The 20,027-nt window shown below is 40.9% G+C and carries 16 protein-coding genes; 11 read left to right on the forward strand and 5 right to left on the reverse strand.

What is annotated here, in order from left to right; genetic code table 11:
- Positions 1 to 57: 57 nt before the first annotated feature.
- The gene (locus F0249_RS17915) at positions 58 to 531 is read right to left on the reverse strand and encodes a GAF domain-containing protein (protein WP_171757381.1); all 474 of its coding nucleotides are present in this window, start codon (positions 529 to 531) and stop codon (positions 58 to 60) included.
- A gap of 104 nt (positions 532 to 635) precedes the next feature.
- Between F0249_RS17915 and F0249_RS17920 the strand changes: the two genes are divergently transcribed.
- The 4 genes from F0249_RS17920 to rsmF all read left to right on the forward strand — a co-directional run bounded on the left by F0249_RS17920 (position 636) and on the right by rsmF (position 7,870).
- The gene (locus tag F0249_RS17920; RefSeq protein WP_171757382.1) at positions 636 to 2,432 is read left to right on the forward strand and encodes an ABC transporter ATP-binding protein; all 1,797 of its coding nucleotides are present in this window, start codon (positions 636 to 638) and stop codon (positions 2,430 to 2,432) included.
- A 36-nt stretch (positions 2,433 to 2,468) separates the two neighbouring features.
- A complete protein-coding gene (locus F0249_RS17925; RefSeq protein WP_171757383.1) occupies positions 2,469 to 3,716 on the forward strand; it encodes a paraquat-inducible protein A in 1,248 nt (415 codons plus the stop codon).
- On the forward strand, positions 3,709 to 6,342 hold the full coding sequence (locus tag F0249_RS17930) for a PqiB family protein (protein ID WP_171757384.1): 2,634 nt from the start codon (positions 3,709 to 3,711) through the stop codon (positions 6,340 to 6,342). Before F0249_RS17925 ends, F0249_RS17930 begins: the two co-directional genes overlap by 8 nt.
- Before the next feature lie 103 nt (positions 6,343 to 6,445).
- Entirely contained in the window at positions 6,446 to 7,870 is a 1,425-nt protein-coding gene (gene rsmF / locus F0249_RS17935) for a 16S rRNA (cytosine(1407)-C(5))-methyltransferase RsmF (RefSeq protein ID WP_171757385.1), read from the forward strand.
- A gap of 409 nt (positions 7,871 to 8,279) precedes the next feature.
- Here the strand turns inward: rsmF and F0249_RS17940 are convergent, their stop codons facing one another.
- Positions 8,280 to 9,125 (reverse strand): S1 RNA-binding domain-containing protein, encoded by an 846-nt coding sequence (locus F0249_RS17940; protein WP_113796639.1) that lies wholly within the window; start codon positions 9,123 to 9,125, stop codon positions 8,280 to 8,282.
- Between the two features lie 98 nt (positions 9,126 to 9,223).
- Between F0249_RS17940 and F0249_RS17945 the strand changes: the two genes are divergently transcribed.
- The gene (locus F0249_RS17945) at positions 9,224 to 10,576 is read left to right on the forward strand and encodes a hypothetical protein (RefSeq protein ID WP_017053336.1); all 1,353 of its coding nucleotides are present in this window, start codon (positions 9,224 to 9,226) and stop codon (positions 10,574 to 10,576) included.
- Between the two features lie 123 nt (positions 10,577 to 10,699).
- On the opposite strand, the gene F0249_RS17950 is transcribed toward F0249_RS17945, so the two are convergent.
- Entirely contained in the window at positions 10,700 to 11,179 is a 480-nt protein-coding gene (locus F0249_RS17950) for a PaaI family thioesterase (protein ID WP_113796637.1), read from the reverse strand.
- A 200-nt stretch (positions 11,180 to 11,379) separates the two neighbouring features.
- A complete protein-coding gene (locus tag F0249_RS17955; RefSeq protein ID WP_171757386.1) occupies positions 11,380 to 12,267 on the reverse strand; it encodes a putative PEP-binding protein in 888 nt (295 codons plus the stop codon).
- A 204-nt stretch (positions 12,268 to 12,471) separates the two neighbouring features.
- Between F0249_RS17955 and F0249_RS17960 the strand changes: the two genes are divergently transcribed.
- Positions 12,472 to 13,524, forward strand: coding sequence for a 3-deoxy-7-phosphoheptulonate synthase (locus F0249_RS17960; protein ID WP_113796633.1), 1,053 nt, complete (start codon positions 12,472 to 12,474; stop codon positions 13,522 to 13,524).
- 17 nt (positions 13,525 to 13,541) lie between these two features.
- Positions 13,542 to 14,024, forward strand: coding sequence for a YajQ family cyclic di-GMP-binding protein (locus F0249_RS17965; protein ID WP_171757387.1), 483 nt, complete (start codon positions 13,542 to 13,544; stop codon positions 14,022 to 14,024).
- Between the two features lie 167 nt (positions 14,025 to 14,191).
- On the opposite strand, the gene F0249_RS17970 is transcribed toward F0249_RS17965, so the two are convergent.
- Positions 14,192 to 15,124: a bifunctional precorrin-2 dehydrogenase/sirohydrochlorin ferrochelatase gene (locus F0249_RS17970; RefSeq protein ID WP_171757388.1), complete on the reverse strand. Its 933-nt coding sequence runs from the start codon at positions 15,122 to 15,124 to the stop codon at positions 14,192 to 14,194.
- 458 nt (positions 15,125 to 15,582) lie between these two features.
- Here F0249_RS17970 and F0249_RS17975 point away from each other — a divergent pair, with 458 nt between their 5' ends.
- From F0249_RS17975 to F0249_RS17990, 4 genes are all read left to right on the forward strand, one after another.
- On the forward strand, positions 15,583 to 16,611 hold the full coding sequence (locus tag F0249_RS17975; protein ID WP_017053330.1) for an amino acid ABC transporter substrate-binding protein: 1,029 nt from the start codon (positions 15,583 to 15,585) through the stop codon (positions 16,609 to 16,611).
- Between the two features lie 72 nt (positions 16,612 to 16,683).
- Positions 16,684 to 17,889, forward strand: coding sequence for an amino acid ABC transporter permease (locus F0249_RS17980; RefSeq protein ID WP_113796629.1), 1,206 nt, complete (start codon positions 16,684 to 16,686; stop codon positions 17,887 to 17,889).
- A gap of 1 nt (position 17,890) precedes the next feature.
- A complete protein-coding gene (locus tag F0249_RS17985; RefSeq protein ID WP_171757389.1) occupies positions 17,891 to 18,988 on the forward strand; it encodes an amino acid ABC transporter permease in 1,098 nt (365 codons plus the stop codon).
- A gap of 22 nt (positions 18,989 to 19,010) precedes the next feature.
- The gene (locus F0249_RS17990) at positions 19,011 to 19,781 is read left to right on the forward strand and encodes an amino acid ABC transporter ATP-binding protein (RefSeq protein ID WP_113796625.1); all 771 of its coding nucleotides are present in this window, start codon (positions 19,011 to 19,013) and stop codon (positions 19,779 to 19,781) included.
- The last annotated feature ends 246 nt before the right edge of the window (positions 19,782 to 20,027 follow it).

The raw sequence follows: 20,027 nt of genomic DNA on the forward strand, positions 1-20,027 counted from the left end.
TAAATATTTTACGTATTATAGAGACCTACAAGCGAAACACCACAGTCAAAGAATAATTTATGCATTGTTCGCCTGCGAATTGAGCAGGTTTTCCACTTCTGACATCAATTTTGTCAATCCAGCTTCATCAACTTCACTAAATCGACCAATATTTGGACTGTCAATATCTAAAACGCCGGCTACTTTACCATTAATTGAAAATGGAATAACAATTTCTGAGTTACTTGCCGCATCACAAGCAATATGTCCTTCAAATTCGTGGACATCATAAATACGTTGAACAGTATTCGTTGCCGCTGCGGTTCCGCACACTCCTCGCCCAACCGGAATACGAACACAAGCGGGTAATCCTTGAAATGGACCCAAAACCAACTCATCTTGTTTCATTAGGTAAAAGCCTACCCAATTAAGATCATCGAGCTCCATATTCAAAAGAGCGCTGACGTTCGCTAAACTAGCGATTAAATCACTTTCTGACTCTATTAACGCGACTGCTTGTTTGGTTAAGCGTTCATAATGTTCTATTTTCATATAGTACTCTTTACTATCCTTTTATTAAAAATCCCACACTTCCATTATTGTCAGATCTACGTAGAATGCCACGCAACAACTTAATAGGACTCATTCTCATCAAGATGAACAACTCAAATGATACTATTAGCCGCTCTTGGTTAATAACTCAAGTAAAAAAACACAAGTCCAAGCTTCTGTTTGCCAACGCAATTGCTCTATTGGCAACACTTATTAGTGTCCCTATCCCTTTGCTGATGCCTCTCATGGTTGATGAAGTATTGCTAAACAACCCAGCAAGTGGACTAGAGTACATGAACCTCGTCTTGCCCATTTCCATGCAAACTCCTACAGGTTATATCGCTCTTACCTTGTTGCTTGTCATTTTGATGCGAGGGTTCAGCCAAGCATTCAACATACTGCAAAGTAGGCAGTTCACCTTAGTGTCTAAAACCATTACTTATCACATGCGAACTAAGATGATCGATAAGTTAGGTAGAATTAGCATTAGACAGTACGAAACCAAAGGAAGTGGCGGTATCAACGCCCATCTTATTACTGATATTGAGACTATTGATAAATTTATTGGTTCTACCTTAAGCAAATTTGTTATTAGTTTATTGACTGTCATTGGCACTGCAGGCGTTTTGTTATGGCTTGAGTGGCGTCTTGGGCTGTTTATTTTATTAGTGAACCCTATCGTTATCTATTTTTCTCGTAAATTGGGAGGCATGGTCAAGCACCTCAAGAAAAAAGAGAACCAATCTTTTGAAACTTTTCAAAATCGGCTTGTCGAAACCTTAGACGGCATCTATCAGCTTCGTGCAGCCAATCGCGAAAAGGAGTTTTTAGAACAGTTAAAACAGCAAGCGAATCAAGTGCGAATCGATGCTGACAAGTATGCATGGCAATCGGAAGCAGCAGGACGAGTGTCGTTTCTACTTTTTTTACTTGGATTTGAACTATTCCGCGCAGTAGCAATGCTAATGGTTCTCTTTAGTGACCTGACCATAGGCCAAATTTTTGCTGTTTTTGGTTATTTATGGTTTATGCTCTCGCCTGTTCAAGAGCTGCTAGGCATTCAATTTTCTTGGTATAGCGCAAAAGCGGCACTTAATCGCATCAACATTCTTTTAGAGCTCGAAGAAGAAGCAAGACCAATATCTAAGGTCAATCCTTTTACAGATGATCGTGAAGTCAGTATCGACATTGAGATGATTAACTTCTCTTACAATGACGAATTGAAAGTACTCAACGACTTAAACTTAACCATTCCCGCAGGAAAAAAAGTCGCCCTAGTCGGTGCTAGTGGTGGTGGAAAATCGACACTCATTCAGCTCTTAATTGGTGTATATAGCGCAAATTCAGGCACAATTCGCTATAACGGAGAGTCAACAGAAGACATAGGCTTTAATATAATTCGTGACCAAATCGCCGTTGTATTACAACAACCTATACTATTTAACGACAGCTTAAGGCATAATCTGACTCTTGGTGCTGAGTACGATGAGATCTCTTTATGGCGAGCTTTAGAGATAGCACAAATGCATGATGTAATTAGCCAACTGAGCCACGGTTTAGATACTCAAATTGGCCGTAATGGCGTTCGACTTTCTGGCGGCCAACGGCAGCGACTCGCAATAGCAAGAATGGTTTTAAGTAATCCACAATTTGTTATTCTTGATGAAGCGACATCGGCATTAGATACCGCAACAGAAGCGGCTTTGCATAAAGCACTCAATGATTTCTTGAAAGATAGAACGACATTAATTGTCGCTCATCGACTGTCAGCCGTTAAACAAGCCGACATTATTTACGTACTAGAAGATGGTCAAGTATCTCAGACGGGGACGCATGGTGAATTGGTTGGACAGCAAGGTTTGTATCAAACGCTATATGGAAGCGTGCAGTCTCACGCTTAAACAGCTCAACAATTGCTTATTGAGTTGCTTTTATTCATGAGTACTCTAGTTTACCAATCTACCCTTCCGACTAAACTGAAGCTCTGCCATGGGTGTGAGCTTCCTGTCGAGATCGTTGAGATTAAGAAAGGGAAAAGTGCCTATTGCCCGCAATGCGGCACTTTACTCTACAGCGGAGAGGCTCCTTCATTATCTGGTGATCTCGCCATCGCTATTACCTGTTTACTGCTTTTTATTCCTTCACATTTTTTTGACTTCATCAGCATTAGACTTGTCGGCGTAATGATCCCGGCTACATTACCTTCTGGAATGATTACTCTAATGAAAGAGGGATTTGTTTCTCTTGCATTGCTCATTTTGTTCTGTAGCTCCATTGCTCCTTTCCTAGTGTGCTCTTCAGTGTTAACCGCGCATCTAGGTTTAAAACTACGTTGGTTTAGAGTTTTACGTTATTCACTTTTGTGTATTCAAAAACTAAAGCACTGGATGATGTTAGATGTTTTTTTAGTCAGCATTGCAATCTCATGCTTTAAATTACAAGATTATTCGGACATTTATATTGGTTCAGGATTAGTTGGTCTTCTGTTTCTTCAACTATTTAGCGTTTTGCTTGTCAGCCGGGTCAGCACACAACGCTACTGGGACGTATGGCAGTCAGAGACCCATTATAAATTTAAGCATAAAGATATACATTGTCACTCTTGCCATCTTTCGCAACCTACAGCAAAAAGGTGCAAACGTTGTCACGAAAAGATTCACCACAGAAAACCGAACTCGCTGCAAAAAACGTGGGCTTATGTCATCGCTGCTTCGATAGCCATTTTTCCGGCGAACTTAATTCCAATATCAATTCTAATAACCAATGGTCGTAGATTAGAAGATACTATTTTCTCTGGGGTCGCGGGCTTAGTACGGAATGAAATGTATGGGATTGCGATCATCATTTTTGTGGCAAGTATCATAGTGCCTGTGATAAAAATTCTTGGGCTCGCTTATATATTGTTATGTATACAATTTAAACGCTCCGTTTACCACCGCCAACGAATGATTATCTATTTTGCAGTCAAATGGATCGGTAAATGGTCGGTCATGGATTTATTTGTAATTTCAATAATGATGACATTAGTTGATAGAGACCAAATTCTTAACTTTACACCCGGTTATGGCGCTGTCGCTTTTGGTATAGTCGTTATCTTAACTATGCTTGCCGCAGAGAGCATTGACCCAAGATTAATCTGGGATAATTATAATCGCCCGTCAAAAGATGAGTCAGTGAATGAATAAACAACCTACATCCCAAACGTCACATGCTCCTGATATAAAAAGGAGTAAAGGGATATCCCCTCTTTGGATCCTACCGATTATCACTATGCTTCTTGCTGGTTGGTTAGTCGTTAAAGCGGTTCACGATGCTGGGCAACGCATTCAGATTTACTTCTCTAACGCTCAAGGTCTTGTTGCAGGGAGGACAACGATTCGCTATCAAGGCCTTGAAGTCGGCATGATACGAGACATATCCCTTTCAGAAGATCTTAGTCGGATTTATGTCGATGCTGACATATATCCTGAAGCGACAAAGTTACTCAATGCTGATACTCGTTTTTGGCTAGTCAAACCGACTGCCTCGCTTTCAGGTATTTCTGGTTTAGACGCGCTCGTTTCTGGAAACTATATCGCGATACAACCTAGTGATTCTCATGCAAAAGAAGAGACTGTATTTACGGCATTAGAATCTGCCCCCTCAGATCTGATAGCGGCAAAAGGATTAAACGTTACGCTTAAATCAAAAGATCTTGGCGGTATCTCCATTGGTTCAAAAATTGTTTATAAGAAAATTCCTATTGGTGAAGTGTTTAGTTACAAGCTTGATGAAAAATCCGAATCCGTCTTAATTCAAGCCTCTATTCAAGATGAGTTTAGTCATATCATTACCACTAAAAGTCGCTTTTGGAATGTGAGTGGGATTGGAACAAGCATTGGCTTTAATGGGATAGATGTCCGATTAGAAAGCCTTAGTGCCGTACTCGGTGGTTCTATAGCGGTAGACTCGCCAGATGCTGGTGAAACTGTCACCATGCATACTCAATTCAAACTGTATCCAGACCTAAAAACCGCAGGCCGTGGTATCCCAATCCAAATCACCCTACCCGATGAAAACAAAGTCAGTGCCACTGGTGCTCCTATTGTGTACAGAGGTATTGAGATTGGGCAGATTACGAACCTCTCACTAAGCAATGAACGCGAGCAAATTATTGCCAATGCAGCGATAGAACCCGCTTTCAGCGACATGCTAACGGCTGGCAGTAAATTCATCTTAGAAGAGGCGAAAGTTTCCCTCACTGGCGTTGAAAACATCGCGAACCTAGTACGAGGAAACTTTCTAACTATAGTGCCTGGGGCGGGAGATCAAGTTCGTCAATTTACGGCGATTAGAAAAACTCAATTTAGCCAACAACAAGAAAAATCAATCTCGGTAAAACTCACCGCGGATAGCTCTTTTGGCTTAGAAGTTGGCACACGAATTCTTTACAAAGGGATCGCCGTCGGTTCAGTGATAGACGTAAGATTAAACGACAAAAATGTCTCAATGGACGCGCTCATCGACAACCATTATGCTCATTTAATCAAATCAAGAAACCGATTCTTTATTACTGGAAGTGCAACTGCTGAGCTAACCGGATCGGGTTTAAGTATCACCGTTCCACCAGCTAAACAGTTACTGAGTGGATCAATCAGTTTTATCAGTGAAGGCTCGGATACACAGCAAGAATCGTATACCCTTTATCAAAGCCAATCACTCTCTGAATTGGCTAAATACAACCAATCGGGGTCTCAAAGTATTACTCTGTTTTCAACTGAACTGCCCTCTATTTCTAAAGACAGTCCATTACTATATCGCAACCTTCAAGTCGGCAGTGTGTCGGATTTTTATCTCGTAGATGGTGGTGTAAAAATTAAGGCGACAATTGAAAACAAATATAAACACCTTATCACTAATCAAACTGTATTTTGGAACCGTTCTGGCGTTGAAGTCGATGCCTCTTTGTCAGGAATCAGTATCAAAGCTGCACCATTAAGAAGTTTAATTCAAGGTGGCATTGCATTTGACTCACTTCCCGGTATCGACAATAAGATCAGCGATAATTGGAAGTTATACAACAGCTATAAACATGCGAGAAAATTTGGCCGAGTCATTACATTAATGACCAACGGGCAGCAAGAAATAACCAAAGGAACGCCAATTAAATTCCAAGGTGTTACCGTAGGGGAAGTGACCTTAGTTGTCCCTCTATTCAAAAAGAGTAAGGTCGAAGTGACAGCTCGTATTTTACCTGAATTTGTCAACAATATTACCCTAGCAGGTTCCCACTTTTGGGTCGCAGAACCGGAAATTGGTTTAGACGGAATTAAGAATATATCGTCTCTTGTGACGAAATACATCAAAGTAGAACCAGGTCATGGCAAGCCAGCCTACTCCTTCGAGTTAAGCTCTGCTCCACCAGAAAATTCAGGAGTTTCATTCAGCTTACAAAGTGAAACCCGTGGGTCAGTGAAAGTTGGTACCCCTATTTTGTACCGAGAGATACCCATTGGAAAAGTAACGTCTGTTCAGCTTGGCCAGTTTGCCGATCGTGTTATCTCTGAAGTCGAAATAGATAAGGATTACGCCTACTTAGTTCGGAGCAACAGCGTCTTTTGGAATGTCTCTGGGATTGATGTTTCTATTGGTTTATCCGGAGCTAACATCAAAACAGGCACAGTTGACAGTTTAGTTCGTGGTGGGATTACGTTCTCTACCCCGGAACAGAAACAGCTTCAACCCATTGCAAAAGAGGGTCAATCATTCTACTTATACCCACAGGCTGACGAAGAATGGTCGAACTGGCGAACCGCTATCCCTAAGCCTTAGAACAAATGAACAGAAAATGCAGCTTAACGGCTGCATTTTTGTTTAGTCCTACCTAAAATTGAATTAAAATCCCCTATTCCGTTAAAGACTCAGAGACACTCAATTGCATCCAAATATAAAGCTGCCTGACGATTTTCTTCGTGAAATCGAAGCGATCATGCCGTCCCATTTAAATATGGAAGATTTCATCTCTGCGTGTAAGAAACCGCTCCGCAAAAGTATTCGTGTTAACACTTTAAAAATTTCTGTCGAAGATTTCATTGAGCGAGCACGTCAAAAAGAGTGGACCCTATCTCCAGTTCCTTGGTGCGATACCGGATTTTGGATCGATGCTGATGAAACTTCGGTACCACTGGGAAATACCGCAGAGCACATGGCGGGACTCTTTTACATCCAAGAAGCAAGTTCCATGATGCCACCGTCTGCAATGTTTAACGCAGAAGATGACGAGTTTAATGCGATCTTGGACATGGCAGCGGCTCCGGGTTCGAAAACCACTCAGGTAGCCGCATTAATGAAGAATCAAGGCGTACTTGTTGCCAACGAATATTCAGCAAGCCGAGTCAAAGTCTTGCACGCCAATATTGAACGTTGTGGTGTTAGAAATGCCGCATTAAGTAATTTTGATGGTCGAGTATTCGGCGGTTGGCTACCAGAGCAATTCGATGCGGTTCTTCTTGATGCACCTTGTTCAGGTGAAGGTACCATTCGAAAAGATCCTGATGCAATGAAGAACTGGAGTCGTGATTCTGTAATTGCGATTGGTGACACCCAAAGAGACTTAATTGAAAGTGCCTTTCACGCCTTAAAAACAGGTGGAATTATGGTGTATTCAACCTGTACCTTGAGCTTGGAAGAGAACCAACATGTTTGTCACCATTTAAAACAAACCTTTGGTGATGCCGTTGAGTTTGTATCATTGGCGAACCTTTTTGATGATGCAGAAGCAGCATTAACGGAAGAAGGTTTCTTGCACATTTTCCCACAAATTTATGATAGCGAAGGTTTCTTTGTTGCTCGCATTCGTAAAGTATCCAGCGTCACTCCTCCGGAAGTTAAAAAAAGAATGGGTAAGTTTCCTTTTGAAAAAGCGACAGCGAAAATTCAATCGGATGTCCGTGATCAGCTAGCAAAAACACTGGATATTGATCTTCCTTCCGACTCTTCAGTATGGTTGCGTGATAAGGATGTGTGGCTTTTCCCAAATGCACTTGAACCAATGATTGGTGAACTTCGATTCTCACGCATGGGAATTAAAATTGCTGAAACGCATAAGAAAGGATTCCGCTGGCAGCATCAAGTAGCGACGACCCTAGCCACCGGTAATGAAGCAAAAACTGTGCATCTTTCAGTTGATGATGCTCGTGAATGGTATATGGGTAGAGATGTGAGACCCCTTGATCAAAGTGGTCAAGGCGAAGTGATTGTTATGCTAGAAAGCGATGTCATTGGACTCGGTAAATGGGTGGGCAATCGAGTGAAAAATGGCTTACCACGTGAACTTGTACGTGATAAAAATCTATTTTAATTACGGTCTAAACTCGACCTTTAGCCTGATTTTCTCAAAATACTAGCAAATTCGCTAAGCTGTACTACACTTATTGTATTCACCGAAATGATAGTTAGTTTTAAGTAACCGTATGACTCTCATTTCTCTCAATAGTACAGCAACAAAGCAACAATGTTTCACAGAGTCGTAAGTTAGGCTCACAGATACAGATACAGATACAGATACAGATACAGATACAGATATTTTAAAAGTAAATTGTCACAAGTAACATGCTTTAAAGACATAATTAACGCAGGCTCGATCAACATGAGCTGCTTCCCCTAGACCCAAAACGGGATCAGTTTTGGGTCTTTTTTTATAACCGAGAAAACAAGTTCATCAGCTGCGTTAATTGAACATCAAAAGCAGAAGTTATAGTGGCTTACCACTACTCTTCGTTATCTACGAGTCTAATACCGTCTTTATCAATGGTAATTTTACCCTGCTTGTAAAGACCGCCAATTGTCTTTTTAAACGTACCTTTACTTGTTCTAAACGCAGAGAAAATCGCATCTGGTGATGATTTATCATTCAATGGTAAAAACCCATCGCGTTTCGCTAGTAAATCTATAACTTTTAAGCTCAAGTCGTCCATCTTAGCAACACCAATTTTCTGCAAAGAAAGATCGATCTTGCCATCTTCACGCACATCTTTGATGTAGCCTTTCAGTTTTTTACCAATAAACAGCTTACCGATCACTTCTGAAGGGAAGATCATTCCCCAGTGTTCGCCATTAATAATCATCTTGTAGCCAAGCTCACTGCGCTCAGCGACTAATAAATCAACTTGCTGATTACGTTCATAGCTAGCAGGCGTATTATCCAACCACTTGTTAAACTTTGTTGTACCAACAATACGGCTTGATGCTTTATCAATATACACATAAACCAAAATGGTTTGGCCTTCGCGTAACGGCCCACGCTGCTCACTGAATGGGATCAGAAGATCTTTACTTTTCACACCCCAACTAACAAATGCGCCCGTGCTGTTTACACCTTCGACCGTCATTAATCCCCATTGACCAACCTGCGCGATAGGTGTTTCTGTAGTCGCAGCCAACTGGCTATCAGAATCAATGAACAGAAATACGTCAAGCATGTGACCAATTTCAGCATTTTCAGGAGCAAACTTTTTAGGCAGTAATACCGTTCCGTAATCGTCAGCATCCAGGAAAATCCCAAAATCTGCCAGTTTTACCACTTTTAAGCTGTTTATTTGACCAACATTAATCATCAAAATTGTCTCTTTTCAAATTTGCGGTGATTATACGTGATCTCTGGTATCCTTTCGCTAGTTTCACTCATAAATTTCATATCTGTAAGGAGTTATCGTTGATCACCGTCGACAAACATGACGCTATTACTCTCAAAATTAACCATGCGATGGCTAAAACTAAAAAATTAGACATGGATATGTATCTTTTTGTCCCTGGTGAATTGGGTTTAACTCCTGAAGTTCTGTCTGAGAGTGGCTTTTACTTCAATGCCATGACTCAGAAACGCGCCTACTATAGTGATAAAACGCTGTTGCCGCTTGTTCATAGCCGACTTGCAAAACGTGGGCGCTTATCTACCACACAGTACCGTGTCAGCTTGAGCTTATTCGCTTATCAATATGTGATTGCCCTCGATAAGGCGGTAAATAGCTTAAACAAAACCGAACGAGAAGATGTCTCGGCTGAAGAAGTAGATGAAGTAATCGAACTTGCTTTAGACATATTAAAACGTTTACGCCGTGGTATTCCATTTGAAGAGAATTTGAAACGTTATTATGCCAATGTCGATAACTACCTTTCTTGGTATACAGAACAACGCTTTCTCTCCTTAGTCGCTCATATGCCTAGGGGTAATGAGTACTCAACTATCAAGGAACGTCTCATTGTTCTATGCGAAAAAGAGACCGTTCACCGTAAATTAAACGATTACAACTCGAAAAAAGTTCGTGAAGATGTGACGCGATTAAGTAATAAGATGCGTCTATTGCGCAGGTTGATAGAACACCCAATCATCTTAAAAGAAAAAACCATCTCTATGGGTAAGAATGTTAAACGTGCGGTGAAAGGTGTGGCGACAGGTTTGGTGATGGTTTTTGTTACCACCATCGCCATCGTTGCGCGAGACTTCCTCGGTGAAATCACCGCATCGTTCATCGTTGCGATGTCGTTTATCTATGCGTTACGTGAAATATTCAAAGATGATTTGCGTGATATTCTTTGGCGCTGGATGCGTAAGGGAAAACCTAAATGGAAACGCCGATACTACGACCCGACAACAAACAAAGCGGTAGGACAGAAGCTAGAATGGCTTGATTACACCAGCTTTTCAAAATTGGCAGACCGTATCCAGCAGATCAGAAGAAAACGTGTCGTCCAACGTGAAGAGCAGATATTGCACTATCGTTCACAGACAGAGATGTCGACATCAAGATTTATGAGTGGTTACGAAGAAACACGCGAAACGATCCAAGTCAGTCTTAGAGAGTTAACTCGACTCATGGATAAGGGTTCAAACAAAATCTATCAACTCAATGAAGGTCAAGTCAGTAAAGAGTCCGTCGAAAAAAGACACTTGCTCAACTTAATCATTAAAGAGAACAACCATGATGGTGAACCGAATTATTATCGCTGGAAAATCATCATGAATCGCTCAAAAATCGTCGATATTGAACAAGTCAAAGTAAGCTAAGTGCTTTGTAAACTAAGTACTTTGTAAACTAAATGCTTTGTGCTTTGTAAACTAAATGCTTTGTGCTTTGTAAACTAAGCGCTTTCTTTGAGCTTGTTATTTTCTTAGCTCGCTAGTTTTGAGTTAACTGGACACTTTCTTCAAAGAGAGGGTCAATAAAAATTCTGCCATGGGTTCATCACCATGCAAACTTGGACAAGTGGCAGTGATTTTTACATCTTGGTTTACCCTCTCTCCGCTACCTATGGTTTCATCTAGCATTTGGTCAATCAAATCGCCATCCTCACAATAAAAGTGAACATCAGCTTCTGGGCGCTTTAAAAATTTCGCTTCAACCCCTTTGAAAGCAAGAGAGATTTTTTCTCCTCGCTGCTGGGCTTTCTCCATTGCGAGGAACCCGCCAGCTACGTCAGCACCAACGGCCAACACACCAAAATACATACTACTAAGATGATTTTTAGTCCGTCGCTTTAATGGGATCCTTACTTCGACACTGCGTTCATTCAGAACCAATAGTTTCGGGTGGCACAACCAAATCATTGGCACCTTAAAGAAACCAAAGAGATTTAAGTACATATTCGCTTTTTGCAACGGGGATAACATATCGACTCACTATTAGAATAAGTTGTCAGACCAGTTAAGCGAAGAAAAACGATATTGTCAAAGAAATGTTAAAAAAAGGAGATATAAACAGCAGTTCATATCTCCTTCTCTTTTTAAACTTGATGGTAGTGATAGCCCATTTATTCATCAATCAAAGAGTTTATAAACTATCATGACGAACTAGGCATTAGCCAAAACCGTTACATTGTCACCACTACATTCAAGCCTTGATATTTGAGTAGATGCCTTTGAAGTTCGGGATACTCTGATAATGCTTGCGTTACAACTTGCACTGGTTTGCCAACCTTTTGGGCCGCCTCAATTACCAATGACAACATATCTAACACCGCATCATTCTGTGGATCAAACAGATGTTCATTAGTCTCATTGGCTTTATCTACACCCAAGGTAAATTGAGTCAAATGTTCAACATTCACTATAACACTATCAAATAGCTCTAATAACCGAGGAGCAAGCATTACCGAAGACGGAACATCGCACGAAAAACAGAGGTTTATTGCCTCGTTCTGACTCGAAATATCTAAGCTTTTCAGCTGTTCTATGATCTGTTGCGCTTCATCAAGAGTGCGAACAAATGGAATGACAGCATCAACATTCACCCCTTTCTCAACGAGAGATTTAATCACGTTGCACTCTAATGAAAATGCATGTGAATACGCATCAGAGACAAACCGAGACACACCTCTTAGGCCAAGTGAAGGGTTGATTTCATCTTCTTCCACTTGCCCACCAAGTAGTGTTCGAAATGCGTAGCTATCATTGCTGCTTAAACAGACTTTCACTACATCATGTTTGTCCGTTTTAGCCATTAGGATCTCAGATGACAAGGTCTCCACAAAATGCTCGTCAACACTCATGCCAAACAAAATCGCTTCAAGAGCACCAACTTCTATATCCGTTAAATCACCTTTAACCTGAGTGATTGATGGGTGATAAAAAACTTTCTCCATCATTAGCTCTGATAGAGAGACATATAAATAATCCGAATTTTGGCTGTCTGCATATGAAGGCAACACATCCCCAAGTTTAAAGTCTGGGTGAATAGTACCTTGATCGACTTGCTTCATTATGGCTCCGATATTTGATTTATTACCTGAAGGAAAATACCGATAGCGCCAAGTGAATTCAAGCAAAACACCATGATTTAGCTCTAACTCAACAATAAAGCACCGATTAATCCACGAATGACCAATAAGATTACCTCTAAAGAGTTTATTCCTAAGAATAATTCCGTTATCTTTACCGCTTCGCAATAAAAGACAAGCAATCACATGCCATTAAAAACTGATGAATTGAGAACCCAAGCACTTGGGCCTATGCCGACTCCAGCCGAGCTTGGAAGTGCTTACCCTATCACTGACGATGTTGCTGAACGTATTGCTCAGTCTCGCAGACAAATTGAAGATATTCTTACAGGTCGAGATAATCGACTTTTGGTTATCGTTGGACCATGCTCTGTTCACGATACCGATGCCGCTCTAGACTACGCTCAGCGTCTAAGTTCTATCCAAGAACAATATTCAAAAGAGCTCTTTATCGTCATGAGAACCTACTTTGAAAAACCACGCACAGTGGTAGGTTGGAAAGGTCTGATTACTGATCCAAACCTAGATGGTTCTTATGCACTTGAAGCTGGGCTGCACAAAGCACGTAAACTCTTGCTCGATATTAATACGCTGGGGCTTGCGACAGCGACTGAATTCCTTGACATGATCACTGGTCAATACATTGCTGATTTAATTACTTGGGGTGCTATTGGTGCACGCACAACTGAATCGCAAATCCACCGTGAGATGGCATCTGCGCTATCTTGTCCTGTTGGTTTTAAAAATGGTACCAACGGCAACGTAAAAATTGCCATTGACGCTATTCGCGCGTCGCATGCATCTCACTACTTCTACTCTCCAGATAAGAATGGTCGTATGACGGTTTATCGCACCAGTGGTAACCCGTATGGGCACATTATTCTTCGCGGTGGTGACACTGGGCCGAATTTCGATGCTCAATCGGTTGAAGCCGCATGCAACAAGCTTGCAGAGTTTGATTTACCTGCGCGTCTAATTGTTGACTTTAGCCACGCAAACTGTGAAAAACAGCACCGTAAACAGCTCGAAGTCACGCAAGATATTTGTGATCAAATCACATCTGGAAGCACTTTTGTTGCAGGGATCATGGCTGAAAGCTTTATTGAAGAAGGCAATCAACCAATGACCGATATCAACAATCTTGAATATGGCAAATCAATTACCGACCCTTGTATTGGTTGGAATGACACTGTTCAAATGCTTGATATGCTCTCTACTGCAATTAAAACCCGTAAATAAAACTGAGGATAATTTTTATGCCTTCTTTTGATATTATTTCTGAAGTTGAAAGCACAGAACTTCGTAATGCTGTTGATAACGCTAACCGTGAACTTGCTACTCGTTTTGATTTTAGAAATGTTGAGGCGTCATTCGAATATAAGAGCGACGTTGTTACCCTTTCTTCGCAAGATGACTTCCAACTTAAGCAGATGCGCGACATTCTACGCAGCAACCTAACCAAGCGCGGTGTGGATGCTAAAGCGATGGAAGCAAAAAAAGCGGACCAAACGGGTAGAAATTGGCACCAAGATGTCATTTTCAAACAAGGTGTTGAAACTGATATTGCTAAGAAAATAATCAAAGCCGTAAAAGATGCAAAAATCAAAGTTCAAGTTGCTATTCAGGGCGAGAAGATGCGCGTAACAGGTAAAAAACGTGACGATCTACAAGAAGTTATGGCTCTGGTTCGCGGTGGTGATTTCGGCCAACCGTTCCAATTTGACAACTTCCGCGACTAATTACTTTTGTAATGGTGGTTTGCAATAAGTTGGCACCTAGCCTTTAGAAAAAGAGCTTGGTACTGGTTATAATTAAAGAGGGAGACACTCGATTGTGCCTCCTTCTTTGTTTTTCTATTCCACGTGAGCAACACTTAAGTAAAAGTGACTTCAAAACTGGTTTACGGTCAACATCGGCCCAAAGAGAGCAAGCTATCACTTCCAATTAGCAATGAACACTCGTTCTTCTTCGGTACAAAAACGCAGATTCGCAAGTTGTCTTGTTTCGCTTTGGCTATTCTCTCGGACAAATCAGCAGCAGTTGCATATTGCTCGCGTTCAGCATCTCTCCGTGATAAATCAATAAAATCATAGGGACACGCTTTAGGGTATAGAATCAGTTCCGCTTGTTGCATTAGTCGCAACGCTTTTATCGTCAAAAGCTCTACATCATCACCAAACTCTATCCATGTGCTGCTACCTGCTCTGTCTAATTCTTGCTTAATAGCGATTTGGTATAGTGATTCTAGCTGTTCTCTGCTCACTGATGATTCAACGCGAGAGTCAGATAAAAACGCTTCCCAGAATTTTCGTCTTTCTGTCACACTAGGAAACTCTTTCTTAATAGAATTACGTTTTGATGCGCCAAACTCTGCGAGTAGAGATAAATTCTGTGGCAGTACTGATTCTAATTTTTCACGAATGTTTCTCACTAAAATTGGAGAAGCGCCACCACTCGATATCGCAATTTGGATTCGCCCACGGTTCACCATAGACGGAGTAATGAAATCGCAGAAGGGTAAATCGTCAACCACGTTTACAAGAATACCCATTTTTTTTGCATCTTTATGAACCTGATGATTTAAGGATGGATTATCGGTTGTTGCCCATACTTGTATATACTGCTTGGTCATAATTTCACTGGAATAAAAATTTTGAATCCATGAACAACGCTCTGCATCCACAAGGGACCTCAAGTAAGGCTCTAACTTGGGTGATACGACAGTAACCGATGCTCCTGCCCTTAAAAGTGAATCGACTTTTCTGCATGCAACCTCTCCCCCACCCACAACCAAAACAGGTTTGTTAACTACATCCAAAAATAGTGGAAAATATCGCATTGCTACTCCTAAGCTTTCTAAATAACTATTCACTTATGCTACCAAAAACAGTGCATTCTGAGCAGCCCATTGTCTCTTAATAAACTATTTAAGACTAAATTTTCATTAGTTCTTAGATTGTCTCACTAGTATACGACTGTCAAATAACCTGTAACACCATTTAAACATTCAATATGAGTACAATTATTCTAATGCACTAATGATGTGCTCAGTTGCACTATTTACATTCAGTTAACATTTAGTCATCCTAACATCTGTTCGGTTTTGTGATTTCTCTCAAAAATCTTTTTAAATTAAATGTTTGAGAAAACATAATTCCTTACCTACGCTTATAAGTGATTGATTTTCAATCGTGCTCAAAAAGCCGAAATCAATCGTAAAGGATATAACGTAATCATGATAAGTAAGTTGTATCAGGTATTACCTGGTTTAACATGGATCATACAGGATGGATACAAATGACAAATAAACTCACTCTTCTTGCTACAGTCGTCGCTGCTTCTTCTGCCATGATGGCAACATCAGCATCAGCAGCAGATAGCACTCTGGAAAAAGTTAAATCACAAGGTTATCTAACTTGTGGTGTAAGTACTGGTCTTCCAGGGTTCTCTAACCCAAACTCAAAAGGTGAATGGGAAGGAATCGATGTTGAATATTGTCAAGCACTGGCAGCTGCTGTTCTTGGCGATAAAACAAAAGTTAAGTATGTTCCTTTAACGGCAAAAGAACGCTTCACCGCTCTCCAGTCTGGTGAAATCGATGTATTGTCGCGTAACACCACATGGACTCTTCACCGTGATACAGCTCTTGGTTTAAACTTCGTTGGCGTAAACTACTACGATGGTCAAGGTTTCATGGTCAAAAAAGATCTTGGCTTAACCAGTGCTAAAGAACTGGATGGTGCTTCTGTATGTGTTCAATCTGGTACCACTACAGAACTTAACCTAGCCGATTATTTCCGTAACAGCGGAATGTCATACAAACCGGTTGTATTTGATACGGCCGCGCAAACATCTAAAGGTTTTGATGCCGGTCGTTGTGATGTACTTACGACAGACCAATCAGGTCTTTACGCCCTTCGCTTGAACCTTAAAGATCCAAGTTCAGCGCAAGTTTTACCTGAAATCATCTCTAAAGAGCCTCTTGGACCGGTTGTTCGTCAAGATGATGACAAATGGTTTAACGTGGCAAAATGGACACTCTCTGCAATGATTAATGCCGAAGAGTATGGTATTTCGTCTAAAAACGCAGATCAAATGCTGAAATCTAAAGATCCAAACATCAAACGTATTCTTGGTGTTGATGGTCCTAAAGGTAAAGGTCTTGGCATTCGTGATGATTGGGGCTACCAAGTAATCAAACAAGTGGGTAACTATGGTGAAAGCTTTGAACGCACCGTTGGTACAGGTTCTCCTCTAGCTATTTCACGTGGCGTAAACGCCCTATGGAATGCTGGTGGCTTCATGTACGCTCCACCTATCCGCTAATTCAGTTTGGATATGTTATTGAAGGGCGGTGGAATGCCGCCCTTTCCTAAATGGATTTGAGGTTAATGTTGTATGAAACCTAATAATAATGTACCAAGTATGCAGGCAAAACCAACTGCTAAGAGTGCAAACCTATTTTATAACCCCACCTTTCGCTCAGTCATCTTCCAAATACTTGCGGTTGCTGCACTGCTTTTTTTCGGATACACCATTGTAAATAATGCTTTAACCAATCTTGATGCTAGAGGTATCGCGACTGGCTTTGGTTTCTTATCTGAAGAAGCTGGATTTGGTATTGGCTTAACACTTGTTGAGTACGATGAAACATTTTCTTATGGAAGAACATTTGTTATCGGCCTCCTGAACACGGCTTTAGTTTCAGTTCTTGGTATTATCCTAGCGACGGCCATTGGTTTTTCTGTCGGGATTGCTCGGTTATCGAATAACTGGTTGGTTAGCCGTTTCGCAGCAATTTACATTGAAATTTTCCGTAATATTCCACTTTTATTGCAAATATTCTTTTGGTACTTTGCTGTACTTCAAGCGCTACCATCTGCTCGTCAAAGTATGAGTTTAGGTGAAGCAATATTCCTTAATGTTCGTGGGTTATATTTCCCCGCTCCTGTTTTTGAACAAGGTAGTGCTTTTGTAATCGCTGCTTTTATCGCCGGCATCATTGCGACATTATTCATTAGCATTTGGGCCAAAAACAAGCAAAAACTAACGGGTCAACAAACGCCGTTATTACGGATCGCTTTTGGTTTATGTATTGTCATTCCGACGATCATATTTTTTGTTATGGGACAACCTATCACGGCTGAATATCCTGAATTAAAAGGGTTCAATTTCCGTGGTGGTATCAGCATTATTCCTGAACTTGCGGCCTTAATGCTCGCACTAAGTATCTATACCGCTTCGTTTATTGCCGAAATTGTACGATCAGGGATTAACGCTGTTAGCCATGGGCAAACTGAAGCTGCCATGTCATTAGGTTTACCTCGTTCTCGAACCTTAAAGTTAGTTGTTATTCCGCAAGCTCTGAGGATCATCATTCCACCATTGACCAGTCAATATTTGAATTTAACCAAAAACTCATCCCTAGCGATGGCGATTGGTTATCCAGATTTAGTTTCGGTTTTTGCAGGGACAACCCTCAACCAAACTGGGCAAGCGATTGAAATCATTGCAATGACAATGGGTGTTTATCTCACATTGAGTATTTTGACATCTGCCTTGATGAATATCTATAACCGCAAAGTTGCGTTGGTGGAGAGATAAGATGAGCATACATGAATTTCAACCAAGCCTTCCACCACCTGCAAACACTGTCGGTGCGGTAGGTTGGCTTCGAAAAAATCTTTTTAATAGCCCTGTTAACTCAGTAGTGACTATTGTTTTAGCCTATTTAGGATTCTCTTTATTTTGGGCAATATTTGACTGGGCAATTCTCAATGCCGATTGGCTTGGAAGCACAAGAGATGCCTGTACCAGTGATGGCGCATGTTGGGTGTTTATCAGCGTTCGTTGGGATCAATTTATGTTCGGTTTCTACCCAGAAGCTGAACTGTGGCGACCTCAACTTTTCTATGCAACGTTAGCTATTTTCGTTGGCCTACTCGCCTACGAGAAAACGCCAAAACGACTTTGGATCTGGCTAGTTTTCGTTAACATATACCCATTTGTTGTTGCTGGTCTACTTTATGGTGGCGTGTTTGGCCTTGAAGTCGTTGAAACCCATAAATGGGGTGGCTTACTGGTTACACTTATCATTGCTTTAGTGGGCATCGTGGTTTCCTTGCCTATCGGTGTCGCTTTGGCACTGGGCCGTCGTTCTGAGATGCCAATTATACGAAGCATGTGTACCATCTATATCGAGGTGTGGCGTGGCGTTCCGTTAATTACAGTGCTCTTTATGGCTTCAGTAATGCTGCCACTATTTTTGTCTGAAGGTTCTGAAACAGATAAGTTGATTCGAGCATTAATCGGGGTAGTTCTATTTAGTGCAGCCTATATGGCGGAAGTAATTCGTGGTGGTCTACAAGCCATTCCAAAAGGCCAATATGAAGCTGCAGATGCATTAGGTTTAAGCTACTGGAAAAAAACGGGATTAATCATTCTCCCTCAGGCGCTTAAAATCACGATTCCATCTATTGTTAATACCTTTATTGGCTTGTTTAAAGATACCAGTCTCGTACTCATCATCGGTATGTTTGATGTACTTGGTATTGGTCAAGCCGCAAACACTGACCCTGAATGGTTAGGGTTTTCCACCGAAAGTTATGTATTTGTCGCGTTAGTGTTCTGGGTGTTCTGTTTTAGCATGTCGAGATATTCGATATGGCTTGAAAACAAACTTCACACCGGCCACAAACGATAATTAAAAAGATCAAGGACGTATTATGACGCAGCAACAATCGAATACAAATGATAGTCAAGAGTTGATGATTGAACTCAAGGATATGAACAAGTGGTATGGCGAATTTCACGTACTAAAGAATATTAATCTTGAAGTTCGTAAAGGCGAAAAAATCGTTATCTGTGGCCCTTCTGGCTCTGGTAAATCAACGATGATTCGTTGTATTAACCGACTTGAAGAGCATCAAAAAGGGCATATTTTTGTATCAGGTAATGAATTAACCGAAGATTTAAAAAATATCGAAGCCGTACGAAAAGAAGTTGGGATGTGCTTCCAGCACTTCAATTTATTCCCACACTTAACAGTACTTGAAAATTGCACTCTTGCGCCTATTTGGGTTAAGAAAATGCCTAAAAAGGAAGCAGAAGCAATTGCAATGAAGTATTTAGAGCGTGTAAAGATCCCAGATCAAGCCGACAAGTTCCCAGGACAACTTTCTGGTGGTCAGCAACAACGTGTGGCTATTGCTCGTTCTCTCTGTATGAGCCCTCAAGTTATGCTTTTTGATGAACCTACCTCTGCACTCGACCCTGAAATGGTTCGTGAAGTATTGGATGTTATGGTTGAACTAGCAGATGAAGGTATGACAATGCTCTGTGTTACTCACGAAATGGGTTTCGCGAAAGAGGTGGCAGATCGAGTAATATTCATGGATGCCGGAGAAATTATTGAAGAAAATAACCCTGTCGATTTCTTCGAAAATCCTCAGTCTGATCGAACTCAAAATTTCTTAAGTCAAATATTGCACCACTAAACCTGTTGCAGGCGGTAAAACTTAAGGGAGGCATGCTAAGTGCCTCTCTTTTATTTTCCTCATAAGCTCATAGACTTATAATGGATGAAATATGATGTTACATCTTAGCTAACACTTAAGCTTTTATTTTTATTATTATTTTACTTAGTATCAAGTTTGAAGTGCGACACTTTCTACAGGTGGGCATGAATATACTCCATTGGCATTCTATACCCAAGCCTTTTGCGTGGGCGCATGTTTAATTTA

The organism is Vibrio sp. 03-59-1 (assembly GCF_013114135.1).
Lineage (GTDB): Bacteria > Pseudomonadota > Gammaproteobacteria > Enterobacterales > Vibrionaceae > Vibrio > Vibrio cortegadensis.